The organism is Ensifer sp. Root954, from assembly GCF_001429005.1.
GTDB classification, from domain to species: domain Bacteria; phylum Pseudomonadota; class Alphaproteobacteria; order Rhizobiales; family Rhizobiaceae; genus Ensifer; species Ensifer adhaerens.
Map to the genome: position 1 here is coordinate 543,796 of NZ_LMJM01000023.1, position 19,674 is coordinate 563,469.

Sequence of the window (19,674 nt, forward strand, 5' to 3'; positions counted from 1 at the left end):
GAAAAGATGATATGGCCGAGCCGAAAGCACCCGCCGAAAATACCGATTCCGCACAAGGCTTTGCCTTCGCGCTGACCGCCTATCTGCTTTGGGGCTTCCTGCCGTTCTTCATGAAGGCTGTCGCCCATATCCCGGCGCCGGAAGTGGTGGCGCACCGGATCGTGTGGTCGGTGCCGCTCGCGGGTCTCGTGCTGCTCTGGCTCGGGCGCACCGACGATATCAAGACGGCACTGCGCTCGCCGCGCATGCTGTGCATGGCCGCACTGACCGCCGTGCTCATCACCATCAACTGGGGCATCTATGTCTGGGCAATCGGGGCGGGCCGCGCCATCGAAACCGCGCTCGGCTACTACATCAATCCGCTCTTCTCGATCTTCCTCGGCGCCGTGCTTTTGAAGGAGAGGCCGAACCCGGCGCAGATGGTCGCAATCGCGCTCGCTGCCTCCGCCGTTGCCGTGCTCGCCTTTGATGCCGGCGGTCTGCCGTGGGTGTCGATCGGCCTCTGCCTGTCCTGGGGTTTCTACGCCTTCTTCCGCAAGACCCTGCCGGTTGGCCCCAACCAGGGCTTCTTCCTGGAAGTCCTGCTGCTGAGCGTTCCGGCCATCGGCTACATCATTTGGCTGGAGACGACGGGGCAGGGCCATTTCGGTGACACCGGCATGGCCGACGTCCTGTGGCTGTTGTCCTGCGGCATCGTCACGGCCGTGCCGCTGATGATCTATGCCAATGGCGCCAAGCTCCTGCGCCTCTCGACCATCGGCATCATGCAGTACATCGCGCCGACGATGATTTTCGTGATCGCCGTCTTCGTCTTCCATGAGCCCTTCGGTACGGCAAAGCTCATCGCCTTCGGCCTGATCTGGGCGGCGCTGGTGATCTATACCGGCGCGATGCTGGCTGAAAGCAGGGCGCGCCGCGCCCTGCAGGCAAGCCCCGCCGAATAAGGTCGGTTCGATAGAAACAAAAAAGGCGCGCCGGGGGCGCGCCTTTTTTGTTGGCTGAACAGGTTTCTCAAAGCTTGGAGATGATCTCGGCTTCGCCGTCGCGGCCGTTGCCGCCGTTGGCGGCCGCCAGGATGGTCGGCACGATGTCGGCGGCATCGTTGACGACGAGCGGCTGCACCAGATGCGCCGTGTGGACGAAGCCCTCTTCGCGCATGTGCTGCAGGAGGTCCATCATCGGCCTCCAGAAATTGTTGATGTTGCCGAAGACCATCGGCTTGCGGTGACGGCCGAGCTGCGCCCAGGTCATGATCTCGACGATCTCTTCAAGCGTGCCGATGCCGCCCGGCAGAGCCACGAAGGCGTCGGCGCGTTCGAACATCGTGTGCTTGCGCTCGTGCATGTCGGCCGTGACGATCAGTTCGTTCAGTTGGCCGAGCGAATGGCGGGTCGCTTCCTTGTCCATCAGGAATTCAGGGATGATCCCGGTGACTTCGCCGCCGTTGGAAAGCACGCCGCTGGCGACCGCTCCCATGATGCCGCGTGTGCCGCCGCCATAGACCAGGCGCAGCCCGTGATCGGCGATGGAGCGGCCGAGCGCGCGGCCGGCCTCCATGTAGGCATTGTCGCGTCCCGGCTGTGACCCGCAATAGACGCAGATGGATCGAATCGTGCTGTTCTCGGTGCTCATGCCCCCCAAAAAACATTGCAGCGCAGCATGGGTCAAGAAAAATGAGGGGAAACCCGGCTTTCTGTGGGTTGCCGTGCCTTCGGCTGCTTGTATGCCGAATCGCGAATCGCTAGCAATTTCAGTGATTGATTGAAGAAATCGGACGAGTTGCTTGCTGTTGCGCTATAATGACGGCGCAAGCCCGCACCGCAGGCCGATGAGAGGGCATGCGCGGAGCGTTGCTCCGCTCCGTGTGGAGAGTGGCATGATCAAAAATAAGGCCGGCTGGGTGGCCATTTCTGTCCTCGTGGCAGCAACAGCGTTGATGGTATTCGTAATTCAACCGAACTTGCGCGACGACGGCCAGAAGCCGGCGGCGGAGCAGGCGGCAGGCACCGCGACACAGTCGACCGAGGCGACGCCTGCGACCGGTGGCCCGCAGGCGGCTGGCGCCTCTGCCGAGACAGCGAAGACGGATGCTGCGCCGCAGCAGGAACAGTCGAAGGCCGACGCGGCGACTGCCGCCAATGCGCCTGCAACCGATCCCGCCATTCCCGGTTTCGATGTGTTGCGCGTGGAGCCCGATGGCTCGACGGTGATCGCCGGCCATGCCCAGCCGAATTCGAAGCTTGAGATCCTGAGCGGCGATACGGTGGTCGGCACCGCTGATGTCGGCGCGACCGGCGACTTTGCCGCGGTCTTCGACGATCCGCTTCCGGCGGGTGACCATCAGCTCACGCTGCGCAGCACCGGCGAAAACGGTGCGGTGAAGAGCTCCGAGGAGGTCGCGACCGTTTCTGTTCCCAAGGATCCGTCCGGTCAACTGCTTGCCATGGTCTCGAAGCCCGGCATGGCGAGCCGGCTGATCACGACGCCGGGTACGGTGGAGGGGACAGCGGCTGTGTACGCCAAGCCGGCCGAGGTTGCTTCCGCAACGCCGCAGGCGGTCGATACCGCTACTGCGCCGGCCAAGCTTTCTGGCGTGCCGGGCCTGCAGGTGAGCGCTGTCGAGATCGAAGGCAGCAAGATGTTCGTTGCCGGCAGCGCCAAGGCAGGCGCCTTGGTCCGCGTCTATGCCGACGACAGGCTCGTCGGCGAAATGAAAGCCGACGACAAGGGCCACTTCGTCGTCGACGGCCAGATCGAGTTGACGGTGGGCAGCCACATCATTCGGGCCGACATGCTGAACGAGGATGGCACCAAGGTCGTGATGCGCGCTTCGGTTCCCTTCGACCGGCCCGCCGGATCGCAGGTCGCGGCCGTGGCACCTTCGGGCACGCCGTCCGCAACCGCGGGTCTCGATGGCCTGCGTGCGGAAGCTGGAAAGGCGCTCGCGCTGCTGAAGGGTCTCTATGCCAATGGCAAGGTGCCGAACGGCGAGCAACTGGCCGCCGCCCGTTCGGCGACCGAGATCGCGTTGAAGTCGCTTGCCGATTTCCGCCTCGCCGACAGTTCCGACCAGACGCTCGTCGCTTCCGCGACGCGGGCCGCAAAGGCCTCCGCAAGTGCGCTCGCGGCGCTGAAGGCTGCACCTCAGGACGCATCGAGCGTGGCGACGGCACTTGCCAAGGTTGATGAAACGGTTGGTGCGGTCCTTGCCGAGCAGGGCAGCGCCACGCCGGCGTCGCCCGAGAAGGCCCAGCCGAAGGACAATGCCCCGGCTCCGGGCGAACTGGCAAAGGCATTGGGTGCCGGAAGCGCGGTTGTAAACGACGCTGCACCGGCGCAGCCGGCGACCGAAACCGCGGCCGTTGCAGCCTCGCCCGACCAGCCCCAGACGCTCGAGCAGGCTCCGCTCAAGGAGAGCAAGAGTTCGGTGATCATCCGTCGCGGCGATACGCTGTGGCAGATCTCGCGTCGCGTCTACGGCGCAGGCCTGCGCTACACCACGATCTATCTCGCCAACCAGGACCAGATCGAGGATCCGGACCGCATTCGCCCGGGTCAGGTCTTCGGCGTGCCGGACAAGGCGTTGCCGGACGACGAATCGCGGGAAATTCACAAGAAGCACATGAAACAAGAGCAATAAGCAGCCGATCGGCGGCCGCCGACATTGCGGCGGCTGCGACGGATGCTTATCTCCAGACCAAGGGCGGCGCCTTCGACAGGGCGCCGCTTTTCATTGAACGGTGATGACGGCGCCGCAGGTCTTCGTTTACAGGGAAGGCTCGGCGCAGAGCTTGGATGCGCAACAATCTGCCTCCAAGCGCGCAAACGTAAGAGCGGATCAGAACGTGGCACCCCAGAAGAAAACCGTTTCGGCCGATACCAGCAATCCCTTGCATACGATCGCCAATCTCTGGCCCTACATGTGGCCATCGGACAGGGCCGATCTCAAGCTTCGGGTGATCTGGGCGACGGTCATTCTGATCATCGCCAAGGTCGTCCTGATCCTCGTTCCCTATTCCTTCAAATGGGCAACCGATGCGCTGAACGGCAAGCCGGATGTCCTGGGCTTTTTGCCCGTGTTCATGACCGGCGCGGTCATGCTGGTGCTTGCCTACAACCTCGCGCGTCTTTTGCAGGCCGGCTTGAACCAACTGCGCGATGCGCTGTTTGCAAGCGTCGGTCAGCACGCGGTCCGGCAACTGGCCTACAAGACCTTTGTGCACATGCACCAGCTGTCGCTGCGCTTCCATCTGGAGCGGCGCACCGGTGGGCTTTCTCGCGTCATCGAGCGCGGCACCAAGGGCATCGAAACGATCGTCCGATTCACCATCCTCAACAGCGTTCCGACCCTGATCGAATTCCTGCTGACGGCAGTGATCTTCTGGTGGGGCTACGGCTTCAGCTATCTCCTCGTCACCGCCGTCACCGTCTGGCTCTACATCTGGTTCACCGTGCGCGCGAGCGACTGGCGCATCGCCATCCGCCGTTCGATGAACGACAGCGACACCGACGCCAACACCAAGGCGATCGACTCGCTGCTGAACTTCGAGACGGTCAAGTATTTCGGCAACGAGGAGATGGAAGCCCGTCGCTTCGACAAGTCGATGGAACGCTACGAGGCGGCGGCGACCCAGGTCTGGACGTCGCTCGGCTGGCTCAACTTCGGCCAGGCGTTGATCTTCGGCGCCGGTACGGCCGTGATGATGATCATGTCAGCGCTTGCCGTGCAGCGTGGCGAGCAGACGCTGGGTGACTTCGTCTTCATCAACGCCATGCTGATCCAGCTTGCGATCCCGCTCAACTTCATCGGCTTCGTCTACCGCGAAATCCGTCAGGGGCTCACCGACATCGAGCATATGTTCGACCTGCTCGACGTGCGCGCCGAAGTGGTGGATCGCCCGAATGCGAGCGAACTTGTCATCGGCAAGGGCGCCATCGCCTTCAAGGATGTGCATTTCGCCTATGACGCGGCGCGTCCGATCCTGAAGGGCATCACTTTCGAAGTGCCCGCCGGCAAGACGGTCGCCGTCGTTGGCCCCTCCGGTGCCGGCAAGTCTACGCTCTCGCGGCTGCTCTATCGCTTCTACGACGTGCAGGAAGGGGCGATCACCATCGATGGCCAGGACGTGCGCACAGTGACGCAGAAGAGCCTGCGCTCGGTGATAGGAATGGTGCCGCAGGACACGGTGCTCTTCAACGACACCATCGCCTACAACATCCGCTATGGCCGCGTTTCGGCGAGCGAAGCCGAAGTCGAGGCGGCGGCCGAAGCCGCGCAGATCGCCGAGTTCATCCGCACCCTGCCGGAGGGCTTCCAGGCCATGGTCGGCGAACGGGGCCTAAAGCTTTCGGGCGGCGAGAAGCAGCGCGTTGCGATCGCCCGCACCATTCTCAAGGCGCCGCCGATCCTGATCCTCGACGAGGCGACCTCGGCACTGGACACGCGCACGGAGCAGGAGATTCAGTCGGCACTCGACGTCGTTTCGCGAAACCGCACGACGCTTGTCATCGCGCACCGGCTCTCGACCGTCATCAATGCCGACGAGATCATCGTGCTGAAGGATGGCGTCATCGCCGAGCGCGGCACCCATGGCGAGCTGATCGATCGCGACGGCCTCTATGCCTCGATGTGGAGCCGCCAGCGCGAAGCGACGCAGGCCGAAGAGCAACTGAAGCGCGTGCGCGAGAGCGACGATCTCGGCATCGTCACCCGCGGCGAGCCGGCGGTTTGATGGTGTCTTTTTCTTTGCTGAGCGCGACGCGTTTTGTCGCTACCGGGCGGGCAGCGTTGCCCGCCGGGACATTTCGCGCTAGAGCGGGGGCAGGAAAAGCGTTTGCGGTTTTCCGTCCGCATCCCGCGCTAACTTATAGAAAACGATCACGTTCCACGGAAAATCTGGAGTAGAGTTCATGAGCCTGGTCAATACGATCCGCAACACGCTCGTCCCGGTGCACAAGGAAGGCTACCGCTTTGTTGCGATCTTCTTCGTCGTGTCGCTGGTGCTTGGCTTCCTGTGGGAGCCGTTGATGTGGATCGGCTTCGTGCTGACCGCGTGGTGCGCTTACTTCTTCCGCGACCCCGAGCGCATGACGCCGCTCGACGACGATCTGGTGATCAGCCCGGCCGACGGTCGCGTGTCGTCGATCGCGACGGTCCTGCCACCGGAAGAACTGAACCTCGGTTCGGAACCGATGCTGCGCATCTCCGTTTTCATGAATGTGTTCAACTGCCACGTGAACCGCGCGCCGATGGCCGGTACCATCACCCGCGTCGCCTATCGCGCCGGCAAGTTCGTCAATGCCGAGCTCGACAAGGCGAGCCAGGAGAACGAGCGCAACGGTCTGGTGATCGATACAAAACACGGCGCCATCGGCGTCGTTCAGATCGCCGGTCTCGTTGCCCGCCGCATCCTGTGCTGGAAGTATGAGAACGGCTCGCTGGAGGCCGGTGAACGCTTCGGCCTGATCCGCTTCGGCTCGCGTCTCGACGTGTTCCTGCCGGCCGGCTCCGAGCCGCGCGTCAGCGTCGGGCAGACTGCCGTTGCGGGCGAAACCGTGCTCGCCGAGTTTGGCTCGGTCAAGGGCCCGGTCATCAGCCGCCGCGCATAAGGAGTGTCTATGGAAGGCTCTGAACAGGAAAAACCGATCGACACGCGGCAGGCGTCCGAGGACGCCAGCGGCTCGAGCGATACCGCGCGCGGCCCACGGCTGCGCGAAATCCCGCTGCGGTTGATGATCCCCAATCTGATCACCGTGCTCGCGATCTGCGCCGGCCTCTCGGGTATCCGGCTCGCCTTTGAAAACCGCATCGAGCTTGCCGTTGCCATGGTGTTGCTCGCCGCCTTTCTCGACGGCATCGACGGCCGTGTCGCGCGCGCCCTGAAGGCGACGTCGAACTTTGGCGGCCAGATGGATTCGCTCGCCGATATCATCAACTTCGGTGTCGCGCCGGCCCTCGTGCTCTATGTCTTCATCCTCGACCAGGCGCGTTCGATCGGCTGGATCGCGGCACTGATCTACGCGATCGCGATGGGCCTGAGGCTCGCCCGCTTCAACGTGATGGCGGAGCGCCAGGTCAAGGCGTCCTGGCAGTCGGAATATTTCGTCGGCGTGCCGGCGCCCGCGGGCGCCATGCTGGTGCTGTTGCCGGTCTATCTCGGCCTCCTGGGCCTGGCGCCAGAACGCACCTTCGCGCTCATCGCATCCGCCTACACGGTGCTGATCGCCTTCCTGCTCGTCAGCCGTCTGCCTGTCTGGTCCGGCAAGTCGGAAAACAGCCGCGTGCGCCGCGACCTCGTTCTGCCGGCGATCCTCGGCGTCGTCTTCTACGTCGCGACGCTGATGACCTACACATGGGAAACGATGGCGGTGACGGCGCTTGGCTACCTGATCACGCTGCCCTTCGGCGCGCGATCCTGGCAGCGCAAATATGGCGGCGACTGGCCGGCCCATCCTTCGACCGGCGGCGACGGCCTGCCGGGCGACAAGGACTAACGCAAGTCCGCGAGCGGCGTGAATCGGCTTTCCGACCGGCAATGCCCAAAATAAAAAGGCCACCGTGACGACACGGTGGCCTTTCTCATTTGAGCGGTGTGACGAAGCTTATTCCGGCAGCCGGTAGTCGACAATCTTGTCTTCGCGCACGATGTAGAGCTTGCCGGTCTCGGTCTGGTTGGGGCCAACCAGCGGCAGCAGCTTGGCTGCGACTTCCGAAGGATGCGGCACGGTTTCCGGATCCTCGCCCGGCATCGCCTGAGCGCGCATCGCGGTACGGGTGGCGCCGGGGTCGACCGAGAGGATGCGCAGCGGCAGGCGCTGCGTCTCGCCGGCCCAGGTACGGGCCAGAGCCTCGACGGCAGCCTTCGAAGCGGAGTAGGGCCCCCAGAAGGGCTTGCACTTGTGTGCAGCGCTCGACGACAGGATCAGCGCACGGCCGGCATCCGACTTGATCAGCAGCGGCTCGAGCGAACGGATCAGCCGCCAGGTGGCGTTGACGTTGATGTTCATCACTTTGTCGAACACCTTCGCCTCGACATGCCCGATCGGCGAGATCGTGCCAAGCACGCCGGCATTGGCAACGAGGATGTCGAGCTTACCCCAGCGTTCGTTGATCGCGCCACCGAGCTTGTCGATCGCCGGCATGTCGGCAAGGTCGAAGGGCACCAGCGTCGCCGAGCCGCCCGCCGCCTTGATCGCGTCGTCGAGTTCTTCGAGACCGCCGACGGTGCGGGCGCAGGCAACCACATGGGCTCCGGCCTTGGCCAGTTCGAGAGCGGTGAAATAGCCGATACCGCGCGATGCGCCGGTGACCACGGCCACCCGGCCTTTGAGATCGATCGTCATTTTTCTGTCTGATTATCCGTTGCTGGCGAGAACCGAGAGTTTGCGGACATTGCTGGCGCCTTCCTGGTCGAGAAGGCGGGTCGGATAGTCCCCGGTGAAATAGTGGTCGGTGAACTGCGGCGACTTCGGATCGCGCTTTTCGCCGCCGACCGCCTCATAAAGACCGTCGATCGACAGGAACTCGAGCGAGTCCGCGCCGATGTAGCGGCACATGGAGGCGAGGTCCGCATGCTGGTTGGCGAGCAGCTTGTCACGATCCGGCGTGTCGATGCCGTAGAAGTCCGGATGGAAGATCATCGGGCTCGCGACGCGCACATGCACCTCGCGCGCACCGGCCTCGCGCATCATCTGCACGATCTTTACCGATGTCGTGCCGCGCACGATCGAATCGTCGACGAGGATGATGCGTTTGCCCTCGATCATCGCGCGATTGGCGGAATGCTTGAGCTTGACGCCGAAGGCGCGGATCTGCTGCGTCGGCTCGATGAAGGTGCGGCCGACATAATGGTTGCGGATGATACCGTATTCGAAGGGGATGCCACTCTGCTGGGCATAGCCGAGGGCGGCCGGCGTGCCGCCGTCCGGCACGGGAACCACGACGTCGGCCTCGACCGGCGCTTCCTTGGCGAGGTTGATGCCCATGTTCTTGCGCGACACATAGATGCTGCGGCCGCCGACGACCGAGTCCGGCCGGGCGAAGTAGACATATTCGAACAGGCAAAGACGCTCGGGCTGCGAAACCTCCGGCTTGCGCGCGTCGATGGTGATCGAACCGTCGGGCTGGATCTCGCAGATGATGACTTCGCCGTTCTCGACGTCGCGGACATAGGTCGCGCCGATGATGTCGAGTGCGCAGGTCTCGGAGCAGAAGATCGGTTTGCCGTCGAGTTCGCCCATCACGAGCGGACGGATGCCGATCGGATCACGTGCGGCGATCAGCTTCGTGCGCGTCATCGCCAGCATCGAATAGCCGCCTTCCATCTGGCGGATGGCATCGATGAAGCGGTCGGAAGAGGAGGACTGCTTCGAGCGGGCAATCAGGTGCAGCACGACTTCGGTATCCGAGGTCGACTGACAGATGGCGCCGTCGGCGATCAGCTGCCGGCGAAGCGTGAGGCCGTTGGTGAAGTTACCGTTATGGGCGACCGCAATGCCACCGACTTCGAGTTCGGCAAAGAGCGGCTGCACGTTGCGCAGCGCCACTTCGCCCGTCGTCGAGTAGCGGGTGTGGCCGATCGACATGAAGCCCGGCAGTTTCGCCAGCGTCGCCGGATCCGTGTAGTGGTCGCCGACGAGGCCCATGCGCTTCTCGGTGCAGAACTGCTTGCCGTCGAAGGTGACGATGCCGGCTGCTTCCTGGCCGCGATGCTGGAGCGCATGCAGGCCCAGCGCCGTCAGCGCCGCCGCGTCCGAGTGCCCCAGTATGCCGAAGACGCCGCACTCTTCGTGCAGCTCGTCGCCTTCGAGTTCATCGTGGATTTCGATGGATCTATCGGTCATCACAGTCGCCTTTGCTCCGTACCGGTGCGCATATCGTGATCAGGCCCGCCGTCTTCAAGCAATCTTAGCTGAAAACGGCTGCAAGCGTTATTCCCCAAAAGGACAAAGCCCGCGGGGCGGGCTTTGTCGGCAAATCGTTCCTGTCTCAGCCGTTGGTGGCCGGGGCGTCGTCGGCAGGCGCCTGGTCCGGCGTCGTCGCAGGTGCCTGGCCGGGCGTCGTTGCCGGCGCTTCGCCTTCGCCTTCGCCGGTTGTGTCCTTGCCGCGCAGGCGATCGAGAATGGTGGCGTCGGCTTCTTCGGGCAAAAGCGCGATCAGCTTGTTGCCGAGATTGTCGAGCAGCGGCTTCGACTTGGCCTGGGTGACCCAGGTCGGCTGCTGCTGCGGAGCGACGAGCCAGTTGAAGAACAGCATGGCGACGACGACCAAAAGGATGCCGCGCGCAGCGCCGAACAGGAAGCCGAGCGTGCGGTCGAGCGCGCCGATGCGGCTGTCGATGATGAAATCGGCGATCCGCATGGTGATGAAGGAGATGATGATCAGCGCGATCAGGAAGATCACCGCCGCCGATCCGATCATCGCGACCGTGTCGCTGTTGGTATACTGCTTCGCATAGGGCAGGAGATGCGGGTAGAGGAAGTAGGCGGCAGCCGCCGCACCCACCCAGCTCGCGACCGAAAGCACCTCGCGCGAGAAGCCTCGAACCATGGCCAGGATTGCGGAAAACAGGGCGACGCCGAGAACGATACCGTCGAGAATTGTAATGGGCATTTTGTCCTTACTCCGGACCCGGTTCGTCCGGGTCTCCTCAAGCCTATCCGCCATCGGCCCTGAGTTCAGGGCATTTGCAGCCTGTTTGCGGCCCTTAAAGGGCGGCCTGCGGCATCCGCATCTTTCAGTCTTCGTCCTCCACCGGTCTCAGCGCGTTTCGCGACCCCGCGATGCGCGCCACCAGATCGGGCAGGCTTTCCATCTCGCTCCAGCGGCCATTGCCGTTTTTCGGCAGTTCGGTCGAAGCGGACGGCAGGACCGCCTGGGAGAACCCGAGCTTCTCGGCTTCCTTAAGGCGTTGTGCGGTATGCGCAACCGGCCGGATGGCACCCGACAAGCTGACTTCGCCGAAATAGACGCAATCCGCCGGAAGGGCAAGCCCGGCAAGCGATGAAACCAGTGCGGAAGCCACAGCTAGATCGGCCGCCGGCTCGGAAATGCGGTAGCCACCGGCGATGTTGAGATAGACGTCGTGCTGGCCGAGCCGCACGCCGCAATGGGCTTCCAGCACGGCAAGGATCATCGAGAGCCGTGCGGAATCCCAGCCGACGATGGCGCGTCTCGGCGTGCCGAGCGAGGTCGGGGCGACCAGCGCCTGCACTTCGACGAGAACCGGGCGGGTGCCTTCCATGCCGGCAAAGACGGCGGCGCCCGGCGATTTCTCGTTGCGTTCGCCGAGAAACAGTTCCGACGGGTTGGCGACCTCGCGCAGGCCCTTGTCCGACATTTCGAACACGCCGATCTCGTCCGTCGGGCCGAAGCGGTTCTTGACGGTGCGCAGGATACGATAGTGATGGCCGCGGTCGCCTTCGAAATAGAGCACGGCGTCGACCATATGCTCGACGACGCGCGGACCGGCGATCTGGCCCTCCTTGGTCACATGGCCGACGAGCACGACGGCGGTTCCCGTCTGCTTGGCAAAGCGGATCATCGCCTGCACGCCGGTGCGAACCTGGGCCACCGTGCCCGGCGCGGAATCGACGATGTCGCTCCAGAGCGTCTGGATCGAATCGATGATCACGAGATCCGGGCGCTTGCCTTCCGACAGCGTCGCCAGAATGTCCTCGACGTTGGTCTCAGCAGCGAGCAGCACATCGCTGTCGGCAGCCCCCAGCCGCTGGGCGCGAAGACGCACCTGCGCCACAGCCTCTTCGCCCGAGACATAGATGACGCGATGCTTGCGGCGCGAGAGCGCTGCCGCTGCCTGCATCAGCACCGTCGACTTGCCGATACCGGGATCGCCGCCGACGAGCAGCGCCGATCCGCGCACGAAGCCGCCTCCGGTCACCCGGTCGAGTTCCGAGATGCCTGTCTGGATGCGTGGCGCGTCTTCGATCTCGCCCGAGAGGGTGGTGAGCGCCACCGGGCGTCCCTTCTTCGGCGCGCGCGACGGACCGCCGCCGATGCCCGCCGTCGGGTCGTCCTCGATGATCGTGTTCCACTCGCCGCAGCCTTCGCATTTTCCCACCCAGCGAGTGTGGATCGTGCCGCAGTTCTGGCAGATGAATTGGGTACGCGCTTTCGCCATCGGCATCGACTTTCGGAATGTGAGACCGCCGCCGTCGCGAGGGGACGTCGGCGGCAAAGAATCACCTGTATCGTCACATAATGCCGCAAGGTGCGGAACAAAAGGTGAATTTCTGCAAGAATGACCGAAAAATGAGCTGAAGGAGCGCGTCAGACGCTGTCGATATAGTGCCTGATATAGCGGCGGCCTAGGCTGGTCAGCATCTCGTAACCGATCGTCCCTCCGGCGCGCGCGACATCGTCGATGGCGATGTGCCGGCCGAAGAGCTCGATGTAATCACCCGGTCGTACCGCGCTTTCAGGAAGGTCCGTGACGTCGAAGAGACTGAGGTCCATGGTGACGCGCCCGACATGCGGGACCTTCTGGCCGTGCAGGAAACCGAAGGCCCCTGATGGCGTTGCCTGCCTGAGCGTGACGCCGCCGCCGGAGACGGAACGGTGATAGCCATCGGCATATCCCACAGCCACCGTGGCGATGCGACTGTCGCGGTCGAAGCGGGCAGAGGCGCCATAGCTCGCTGTGCCGCCGGCGGCCACGTCGCGCACCTGGATGATCCGTGCTTCGGCGGTCACCACCGGCTTCATCGGGTTGGGGATGTCGTTCACCGCCTCGCCGCCATAGACGGCGATGCCCGGCCGGGTCAGGTCGAAATGATAGTCGGGCCCGAGGAAGACGCCGCCGGAGTTGGCAAGGCTCGCATCGACCCCTTCATAGGCAGTCGACACCTCATGGAAGCGACGGAGTTGAAGGCCATTCAGCCGATGGTCCGGATCGTCGGCGCTGACGAGATGGCTCATGATCAGCACCGGCGAAAAGCTTGCCGGCCGCGCCGGGTCTGTCGCAAGCGCAACGGCCTGCTCGACCGTAAGGCCGAGCCGGTTCATGCCGGTATCCACATGCAGCACGCAAGGGTGGTCGCCACGCTCGGAAAGGGCGGCCATGAACACCGCCAGCTGCTCGTCCGAGTTGATGACCGGCACCAGATCGTTGTCGAAGAACAGCGCCTCGTTGCCCGGCCACATCCCGGCGAGAATGTAGATCCGGCCGTCCGGTGCAAGCGGACGGAGTGCTGCGCCTTCCTCGGCATTGGCGACAAAGAAATCGCGGGCGCCGGCCGCATAGAGGGCAGGGGCCGCCTGCGCGATGCCGATGCCATAGGCATCCGCCTTGAGGACGGCTGCGGCACGCGCCTTGCCGGAGCGCTTGTTCATGGCCCGCCAGTTGTCGACAAGCGCGCCAAGATCGATCGTGAGCCGGTTGGAAGCGGAAAGGAAGTCTGGAGGAAGCATGCCGGGCACTCTGCGTGGATGATCCAGGATCAATACAGCCAAGCGCAGAGCGTCGCAAATATTCCCCTGTCGCAGCGCCCTCGCGGATGGACCAGGCAAACGAGCACTTTTGTGCAAGACGCAGCCGCGCAGGCGCACTATGGTTTTGCCATGCAGACAATTTCGCAGGAAGAAGCCATCGATGTCATGCCGATAGAGGGCGCCGAGCGCACGCGCTTCTGGCGGGATTCCCGCTTCATGGGCATGGAATGTCTGACGGCGACCTTCATCACCCATGAATTTGCGCCGCACGCGCACGAAACCTTCAGCATCGGCGCCATCGAGGCCGGCTCGCAGATCAGCAAGATCAAGGGCGAGCGTTCGGAGGCCGGCCCCGGATACTTTTATCTGATCAATCCCGACGAAATTCACGACGGTCATCCGGGCGGCAGCGGCTATCGCTATCGCATGGTCTATCCGAGCGCCGAACTGCTGGTGAGCATCATCGAGGATGTCACCGGACGCGCTTTCAAGGGCACGCCATCCTTCTCCAAGCGTGTTTTGCAGGCGCCGGACCTGGCTCTTTCCTTCCATCAGGCCCACCGCACGCTCGAAGTGTCGGGGGCGACGCTCGAGGCGGAGGAAAAAATGTTCGCGGTGCTTGCCGCGATGTTCGAGCGCCACGGCAGCACGATCATCACGCCGATCGAAACGCGCGAGCAATCGGCCGTTCACCGGGCGCGCGACTTCCTGGCGGAAAACTATGCCGAGGACATCGGGCTCGAGGAACTGGCGAAGGTCGCCGGCCTCAGCCGCGCCCACCTCATCCGCGCGTTCCGCAAGGAGTTCCACATCACCCCGCATGCGTTCCTGACCGACAAGCGCGTGCGGGCGGCAAAGACACTGCTGCGGCACAGCTGGTCGGCGGTGGACGCAGCCTATCAATGCGGTTTTGCCGACCAGGCGCATTTCAGCCGTCATTTCAAGGCGCGCACCGGCGTCACCCCTGGGGCCTTCCGCGCCGGCTGATCACTTTCGTTCAAGACGATCCGCAACCCGAGTCCTAGAACACTCGGGCAATTGCGATCGCGCGCCTGTGTGGAAGGGCGGCGCATCGCGCGAATGGAGACGTGGACGTTGCAGGAAAGAAGTGCGTTCCAGGAATTTCGGGCCGCGGCCGTTGCTATGACGCCGCTGATCGTCGCGGTCATGCCGGTCGGCCTCGTGTTCGGTGCGGTGGCGGCGAGCAAGGGACTTGCGCCGGCCGAGGTGGCGCTGATGAGCGCGCTGGTCTTTGCCGGCGGGTCCCAGTTCGTCGCGATGGATATCTGGACGCATCCGGCGTCCTGGGCGGCGCTTGGCTTTTCGGCACTGCTCGTCAACATCCGCCATGTGCTGATGAGCGCTTCGATCGGCGGCAAGCTCGACAGTTTCTCCGGCCCGGCGCGCTATGCCTCGATGCTGCTTCTGGCCGACGAGATCTGGGCCATGGCCGAGATGCGGGCGAGCAACGGCAAGCTGACGCCTGCCTGGTATGCGGGCCTTGCGGTGCCTTTCTACTGCCTTTGGGTGCTGACGAGCATTGCGGGCGCGTTGCTTGGGGCATTCCTGGGCGATCCGAAGGTTACCGGCCTCGACTTTGCGTTCCCCGCCGTCTTCATCGTGCTGGTCATGGGGTTCTGGAAAGGACGGGAGACGGGTGCCGTTCTGGCGGCTAGCGCTTGTGCTGCCGTGCTCACGCATCAGTTGCTGCCAGGTGTCTGGTACATCGCTGCCGGGGCTGCGGCCGGGGTCGTGGTCGCGCTTCTCTCCGGTGCACGCAAGGAGGCCCCTGCATGACCGTCGATCCAAATACACTGCTTGCCATCGTCGCCATGGCGGTTGCGACGATCGCGACCCGCATCGGCGGTCTCGTGCTGATCCGGTATGTGACGATCGGGGAAAGCCAGAAGCGCGCACTGGAGGCGATACCGCCGGCCGTGCTGATGGCGGTTATCGCGCCGACGGCCTTCGTGACCGGCCCGGCGGAAACGATCGCCGCTGCCGCGACGGCCGTGGCCGCCATGCGGCTGCCGCTCCTGGTATCGGTCGCCGTCGGTGTCGTCTCGGTAGCGCTGCTGCGCCTCGTGTTCTGAGAGGTTTGTGCTGGCGCGGCGCGCTTCAGCCAAAAGGCACGTGCCATTTGAGATTGAGAGCGGGCTGGGAAACCGCAAACATTTTTCCCAGCCCGCTCCGGCCGCCCCCACGGAACCCTAGTGTTCTTCGTACTGGGTGAAGGATGGATCGGCGAGATCGGTGAAGCGCGTGAATTCCGACTGGAAGGCGAGTTTCACGGTACCGGTCGGTCCGTGACGCTGCTTGGCGATGATCACGTCGGCCGTGCCCTTCACCTGCTCCATCTTCATCTTCCATTCTTCGTACTTCGGGTCGAACTCGTCGCGCGGCTCCAGGTTCTTCACGTAGTATTCCTCACGGAACACGAAGAGCACGACGTCGGCGTCCTGCTCGATCGAGCCCGATTCACGAAGGTCGGACAGCTGCGGCCGCTTGTCTTCGCGGCTTTCGACGCCACGGGAGAGCTGCGAGAGCGCGATGATCGGAACGTTCAGTTCCTTGCCGAGCGCCTTGAGGCCGGTGGTGATCTGGGTGATTTCCTGCACGCGGTTGTCGCTGGATTTGCCCGAGCCGGTCATGAGCTGGATGTAGTCCACCACTAGGCAGTCGAGGCCGCGCTGGCGCTTCAGGCGCCGCGCGCGGGCGGAAAGCTGGGCGATCGAGATACCACCGGTCTGGTCGATATAGAGCGGCACCTTCTGCATCATCTGCGAGCAGGCGACGAGCTTTTCGAAGTCGGCCTCGGAGATGTCACCGCGGCGGATCTTCGAGGAGGAGACTTCGGTCTGCTCGGAGATGATACGGGTGGCGAGCTGTTCGGACGACATTTCGAGCGAGTAGAAGCCGACGACGCCGCCGTTCTTGGCCTTGAACGAGCCGTCAGCCTGGACTTCCGGCTCGTAGGCCGCAGCAATGTTGTAGGCGATGTTGGTGGCAAGCGAGGTCTTGCCCATGCCGGGGCGTCCGGCAAGCACGATCAAGTCGGAACGCTGCAGGCCGCCCATCCGGCCATCAAGCGACAGGATGCCGGTTGAAATGCCCGAAAGGCTGCCGTCGCGCTCGAAGGCCTGGCCGGCCATGTCGATGGCGAGCGCCACGGCGTCGTTAAACGACTGGAAACCGCCGTCGTATCGACCGGTCTCGGCAAGTTCGAACAGACGGCGCTCGGCGTCTTCGATCTGGCCCTGCGGAGGCATGTCGAGCGGCGCGTCATAGGCGATGTTGACCATGTCCTCGCCGATGGTGATCAGCGAACGGCGCAGCGCCAGGTCATAGATCGCCCGGCCATAGTCTTCGGCGTTGATGATCGAGACGGCAGCGCCGGCAAGGCGCGCAAGATAGGTCGCGACGGTCACGTCGCCGACCTTCTCGTCGGCCTTGAGGAAGGTCTTGATGGTGACCGGGTTCGCCATCTTGCCCATGCGGATGATGTCGCCGGCGACTTCGTAGATCTTGCGGTGCAGCGGCTCGTGCAGATGCACCGGCTTCAGGAAGTCCGACACGCGGTAGTACGCGTCGTTGTTGACGAGGATCGCGCCAAGCAGCGCCTGCTCGGCCTCGAGGTTGTTCGGGGCCTCGCGGTAGTGCTGGTCCGCCTGATCCTTGCCGATAGGGGATAGCTTTCGCGACGCTTCGTTCATTCGTTTATCTCTGCCTCTGTCTGGTGTGGCACCGGTTTGCGTTTTAGCGCGGGCCGGGTCAAGTGCACGAGGGACACAGTCGCGAAGCGACGTCACCGCGCCCGGCGCTGTTCCCGTTGTTCGACTGATCCACAGGCGGGGGCTCGCAAATGTGCGGATTATGCCGTCGTCACAAATTTGGTCGTTGACGCCGCGAATCACCCGAACCTTCCCGACGAAACGAAGTGTAGCGCCGTCCTCCTCTGCCTCAAATCCGCATCTTGAAAATCCACCGCATTTGGATTAGATAGAGGCAGAATAATTAGCATGCTAGTAATATGGAAAAGATACCAATGTATCAGCCCACGGTGAACCGCGAACTGTTCGATGCCCTGTCGCTGCTCAATCGCAAGCTGCGCGCCGTGTTCGATGCGCGGGTGAAGGAGAAGGGGCTGACGCTGTCGCGTGCCCGCGCGCTCTTCGCCTTGACGAAGAAGGATGGCCTGAACCAGCGGGAGCTCGCCGACGAACTCGACATCGAGACCCCGACACTGGTGCGCCTGCTCGACGGCATGGAGAAGCAGGGCTTCATCGAGCGGCGGGTCGAGGTCTCCGACCGACGCGCCAAGCAGATCCATATGACCGAACTCGGCCGCACGGTTGCCGACGAGATCCTCAGGCTTGCCGACGAAATCCGGGCCGAAGTGCTGCAAGGCATCGACGCAGCCGAGCTTGCCGTGACAAAGCGGGTGGTTCGTGCGATCGCCGACAATGTTCAGTCGCTGGCGCGGGAGTGACGGCGATGGGCGCAGTCGCGACGGCCGCCGCAAACGACAATCGCCTTGCCTCCGAGCTTGAGGCCGCGGAGGCCGTCGACGAGGACCAACGCGGAGAAACCGTTATTGCGCCGGAACCGGCGCCAACCCCCGTGCCGGCCCCCGTCGAGAAAGGCCTGTTGCTTTCGGCGGTCTATGTCCTGGGCTCCGTGCTCCTGTTCCTGACGCAGGGGCTCGGCATGAACCTGGCGCTCGCCAACCTTACGCAGGTCCAGGGCTCGCTTTCGGCGACCTCCATCGAAGCCGGCTGGCTCTCGGCGGCCTACATGGCGCCGAATGTCAGCCTGTCGATCGCGCTGGTGAAGATCCGCGCCCAATACGGGCTGCGCCGTTTTGCCGAAATCAGCATCGCCGGTTTCGTCGTCGTCTCGCTGATGAACGTCTTCGTTTCCGATCTGCATTCGGCGATCGTCGTGCGCTTCATCAGCGGCATTGCTGCCGCACCGATGTCGACGCTCGGCTTCCTCTACATGCTCGAAGCCTTTCCGCCGGCGCGCAAGCTGACCGTCGGGCTGGCGCTGGCGCTCACCTGCACGACGATTTCCGCGCCGATCACCCGCCTGATCTCGCCGACCTTGATCGAATATGGCCAGTGGCATGCGCTCTACACGCTGGAAATGGCGCTGGCGCTGATCGCGCTGCCGATCATCTACCTGCTGCCGCTGACGCCGGTCCCGCATGCCAAGGTTATCCAGCGCATGGATATCCTGAGTTACCTCCTCGTCGCCGTCGCCTTCGGCTGCCTCGCCGTGGTCCTGACCATGGGGCGCCTCTACTGGTGGTTCGAGGCTCCTTGGCTCGGCGTCCTGCTGGTCGTCTCGATAGCGACGCTGACGACCGCGGTGCTGATCGAGCTCTATCGCCCGGTGCCGTTGATCGATGTGCGCTGGATCGCTTCGAAGGAGATCGTGCACTTTGCCGCCGTTCTCTTGATTTTCCGGCTGGTCGCCTCTGAACAATCGACTGTTGCTGCGAACTTCTACCAGCAGCTCGGTCTCCAGTTCGAGCAGGTCGCGACCCTCTATTGGATCATCCTTGCTGCGGCCATCGGCGGCGGTCTGCTTTGCGCCGCGCTGATGAATCCTGAACATGCGGAGCGCGTGCATATTCTGGCACTCGGCCTCCTGGCGGCCGGCGCCTACATGGACAGCCAGGCGACCAGCCTGACACGGCCGGAGCAGATGTATCTGAGCCAGGCGATGATCGCGTCCGGAACGGCGCTCTTCCTGCCGCCGGCCATGGCGCGCGGCTTCAAGGCGGCGCTCGCCAAGGGGCCGAGCTATATCCTCAGCTTCATTGTGATCTTCCTCTTTACCCAGAGCATCGGCAGCCTGATCGGCTCCGCCGCCTTCGGTACCTTCGTCACGATCCGTGAAAAGTTTCATTCCAACCTTCTCGCGGAACAGATCGTGCTCTCGAACCCTCTGGTTGCCCAGCGCGTCAACCAGCTTTCCGCCGCTTACGCCAAGGTGATGGGCGACAAGACCCTGCTCGGCGGCGAGGGCACCGTGTTGTTGTCACAACAGGTGACCCGCGAAGCTTACATCCTGGCCTACAACGACGCCTTCCTGCTTGCCTCGGCGGTCGCGCTTTTCGCGCTCGCCGGGCTGCTGCTGCACATCTTCTACAACTGGCTCAGGCAGAGATTGTCCGCTCCTGCGCCGATGCCGGCCACCTGATTGACAGAGTTGACGAC

17 protein-coding genes are annotated in these 19,674 nt (G+C 63.7%); 10 read left to right on the forward strand and 7 right to left on the reverse strand.

The window, feature by feature from the left end:
• Positions 1-11 precede the first annotated feature (11 nt).
• Entirely contained in the window at positions 12-944 is a 933-nt protein-coding gene (rarD, locus tag ASE71_RS16690; RefSeq protein ID WP_034804008.1) for an EamA family transporter RarD, read from the forward strand.
• Between the two features lie 67 nt (positions 945-1,011).
• On the opposite strand, the gene ASE71_RS16695 is transcribed toward rarD, so the two are convergent.
• Positions 1,012-1,632: a TIGR00730 family Rossman fold protein gene (locus ASE71_RS16695; RefSeq protein ID WP_034804006.1), complete on the reverse strand. Its 621-nt coding sequence runs from the start codon at positions 1,630-1,632 to the stop codon at positions 1,012-1,014.
• 244 nt (positions 1,633-1,876) lie between these two features.
• Here ASE71_RS16695 and ASE71_RS16700 point away from each other — a divergent pair, with 244 nt between their 5' ends.
• The 4 genes from ASE71_RS16700 to pssA all read left to right on the forward strand — a co-directional run bounded on the left by ASE71_RS16700 (position 1,877) and on the right by pssA (position 7,494).
• On the forward strand, positions 1,877-3,640 hold the full coding sequence (locus ASE71_RS16700) for a LysM peptidoglycan-binding domain-containing protein (RefSeq protein WP_060522116.1): 1,764 nt from the start codon (positions 1,877-1,879) through the stop codon (positions 3,638-3,640).
• Between the two features lie 205 nt (positions 3,641-3,845).
• Complete coding sequence (locus tag ASE71_RS16705; RefSeq protein ID WP_034804301.1) at positions 3,846-5,732, forward strand: ABCB family ABC transporter ATP-binding protein/permease; 1,887 nt, start codon at positions 3,846-3,848, stop codon at positions 5,730-5,732.
• Between the two features lie 178 nt (positions 5,733-5,910).
• Positions 5,911-6,609, forward strand: a complete 699-nt coding sequence (locus ASE71_RS16710; RefSeq protein ID WP_060522117.1) for a phosphatidylserine decarboxylase — start codon at positions 5,911-5,913, stop codon at positions 6,607-6,609.
• Positions 6,610-6,618: 9 nt separating this feature from the next.
• Positions 6,619-7,494 carry a CDP-diacylglycerol--serine O-phosphatidyltransferase gene (gene pssA, locus ASE71_RS16715; protein WP_051659665.1) on the forward strand — a complete coding sequence of 292 codons (876 nt, stop codon included), beginning with the start codon at positions 6,619-6,621 and terminating at the stop codon, positions 7,492-7,494.
• Positions 7,495-7,602: 108 nt separating this feature from the next.
• Here the strand turns inward: pssA and ASE71_RS16720 are convergent, their stop codons facing one another.
• From ASE71_RS16720 to alr, 5 genes are all read right to left on the reverse strand, one after another.
• Positions 7,603-8,343 (reverse strand): SDR family NAD(P)-dependent oxidoreductase, encoded by a 741-nt coding sequence (locus tag ASE71_RS16720; protein WP_034803992.1) that lies wholly within the window; start codon positions 8,341-8,343, stop codon positions 7,603-7,605.
• 12 nt (positions 8,344-8,355) lie between these two features.
• Positions 8,356-9,843 (reverse strand): amidophosphoribosyltransferase, encoded by a 1,488-nt coding sequence (gene purF / locus ASE71_RS16725; RefSeq protein ID WP_060522118.1) that lies wholly within the window; start codon positions 9,841-9,843, stop codon positions 8,356-8,358.
• Between the two features lie 145 nt (positions 9,844-9,988).
• The gene (locus ASE71_RS16730; RefSeq protein ID WP_034803987.1) at positions 9,989-10,612 is read right to left on the reverse strand and encodes a CvpA family protein; all 624 of its coding nucleotides are present in this window, start codon (positions 10,610-10,612) and stop codon (positions 9,989-9,991) included.
• A 124-nt stretch (positions 10,613-10,736) separates the two neighbouring features.
• The gene (radA, locus tag ASE71_RS16735; protein WP_060522229.1) at positions 10,737-12,140 is read right to left on the reverse strand and encodes a DNA repair protein RadA; all 1,404 of its coding nucleotides are present in this window, start codon (positions 12,138-12,140) and stop codon (positions 10,737-10,739) included.
• Between the two features lie 149 nt (positions 12,141-12,289).
• Complete coding sequence (gene alr, locus ASE71_RS16740) at positions 12,290-13,429, reverse strand: alanine racemase (RefSeq protein ID WP_034803986.1); 1,140 nt, start codon at positions 13,427-13,429, stop codon at positions 12,290-12,292.
• 150 nt (positions 13,430-13,579) lie between these two features.
• Here alr and ASE71_RS16745 point away from each other — a divergent pair, with 150 nt between their 5' ends.
• The 3 genes from ASE71_RS16745 to ASE71_RS16755 all read left to right on the forward strand — a co-directional run bounded on the left by ASE71_RS16745 (position 13,580) and on the right by ASE71_RS16755 (position 15,543).
• Positions 13,580-14,437, forward strand: a complete 858-nt coding sequence (locus tag ASE71_RS16745; RefSeq protein ID WP_060522230.1) for an AraC family transcriptional regulator — start codon at positions 13,580-13,582, stop codon at positions 14,435-14,437.
• 156 nt (positions 14,438-14,593) lie between these two features.
• A complete protein-coding gene (locus ASE71_RS16750) occupies positions 14,594-15,247 on the forward strand; it encodes an AzlC family ABC transporter permease (protein WP_060522119.1) in 654 nt (217 codons plus the stop codon).
• Positions 15,244-15,543, forward strand: coding sequence for an AzlD family protein (locus ASE71_RS16755; protein ID WP_034803985.1), 300 nt, complete (start codon positions 15,244-15,246; stop codon positions 15,541-15,543). The genes ASE71_RS16750 and ASE71_RS16755 overlap by 4 nt, the downstream gene beginning before the upstream one ends.
• A 117-nt stretch (positions 15,544-15,660) precedes the next feature.
• On the opposite strand, the gene ASE71_RS16760 is transcribed toward ASE71_RS16755, so the two are convergent.
• Positions 15,661-17,163 (reverse strand): replicative DNA helicase, encoded by a 1,503-nt coding sequence (locus tag ASE71_RS16760; RefSeq protein ID WP_043611355.1) that lies wholly within the window; start codon positions 17,161-17,163, stop codon positions 15,661-15,663.
• A gap of 332 nt (positions 17,164-17,495) precedes the next feature.
• Here ASE71_RS16760 and ASE71_RS16765 point away from each other — a divergent pair, with 332 nt between their 5' ends.
• Positions 17,496-17,939 (forward strand): MarR family winged helix-turn-helix transcriptional regulator, encoded by a 444-nt coding sequence (locus ASE71_RS16765; RefSeq protein WP_034803983.1) that lies wholly within the window; start codon positions 17,496-17,498, stop codon positions 17,937-17,939.
• 5 nt (positions 17,940-17,944) lie between these two features.
• Positions 17,945-19,657, forward strand: a complete 1,713-nt coding sequence (locus ASE71_RS16770; protein ID WP_082566594.1) for an MFS transporter — start codon at positions 17,945-17,947, stop codon at positions 19,655-19,657.
• Positions 19,658-19,674: the final 17 nt, after the last annotated feature.

Excerpts from the sequence above, each read along its gene's own strand:
- ASE71_RS16710 (WP_060522117.1), top strand. The coding sequence starts at position 5,911 with ATGAGCCTGGTCAATACGATCCGCAACACGCTCGTCCCGGTGCACAAG.
- ASE71_RS16765 (WP_034803983.1), top strand. The coding sequence starts at position 17,496 with ATGTATCAGCCCACGGTGAACCGCGAACTGTTCGATGCCCTGTCGCTG.
- ASE71_RS16720 (WP_034803992.1), bottom strand. The coding sequence starts at position 8,343 with ATGACGATCGATCTCAAAGGCCGGGTGGCCGTGGTCACCGGCGCATCG.
- radA (WP_060522229.1), bottom strand. The coding sequence starts at position 12,140 with ATGGCGAAAGCGCGTACCCAATTCATCTGCCAGAACTGCGGCACGATC.
- purF (WP_060522118.1), bottom strand. The coding sequence starts at position 9,843 with ATGACCGATAGATCCATCGAAATCCACGATGAACTCGAAGGCGACGAG.
- ASE71_RS16695 (WP_034804006.1), bottom strand. The coding sequence starts at position 1,632 with ATGAGCACCGAGAACAGCACGATTCGATCCATCTGCGTCTATTGCGGG.
- alr (WP_034803986.1), bottom strand. The coding sequence starts at position 13,429 with ATGCTTCCTCCAGACTTCCTTTCCGCTTCCAACCGGCTCACGATCGAT.
- ASE71_RS16755 (WP_034803985.1), top strand. The coding sequence starts at position 15,244 with ATGACCGTCGATCCAAATACACTGCTTGCCATCGTCGCCATGGCGGTT.
- pssA (WP_051659665.1), top strand. The coding sequence starts at position 6,619 with ATGGAAGGCTCTGAACAGGAAAAACCGATCGACACGCGGCAGGCGTCC.
- rarD (WP_034804008.1), top strand. The coding sequence starts at position 12 with ATGGCCGAGCCGAAAGCACCCGCCGAAAATACCGATTCCGCACAAGGC.
- ASE71_RS16770 (WP_082566594.1), top strand. The coding sequence starts at position 17,945 with ATGGGCGCAGTCGCGACGGCCGCCGCAAACGACAATCGCCTTGCCTCC.
- ASE71_RS16745 (WP_060522230.1), top strand. The coding sequence starts at position 13,580 with ATGCAGACAATTTCGCAGGAAGAAGCCATCGATGTCATGCCGATAGAG.
- ASE71_RS16750 (WP_060522119.1), top strand. The coding sequence starts at position 14,594 with ATGACGCCGCTGATCGTCGCGGTCATGCCGGTCGGCCTCGTGTTCGGT.
- ASE71_RS16700 (WP_060522116.1), top strand. The coding sequence starts at position 1,877 with ATGATCAAAAATAAGGCCGGCTGGGTGGCCATTTCTGTCCTCGTGGCA.
- ASE71_RS16760 (WP_043611355.1), bottom strand. The coding sequence starts at position 17,163 with ATGAACGAAGCGTCGCGAAAGCTATCCCCTATCGGCAAGGATCAGGCG.
- ASE71_RS16730 (WP_034803987.1), bottom strand. The coding sequence starts at position 10,612 with ATGCCCATTACAATTCTCGACGGTATCGTTCTCGGCGTCGCCCTGTTT.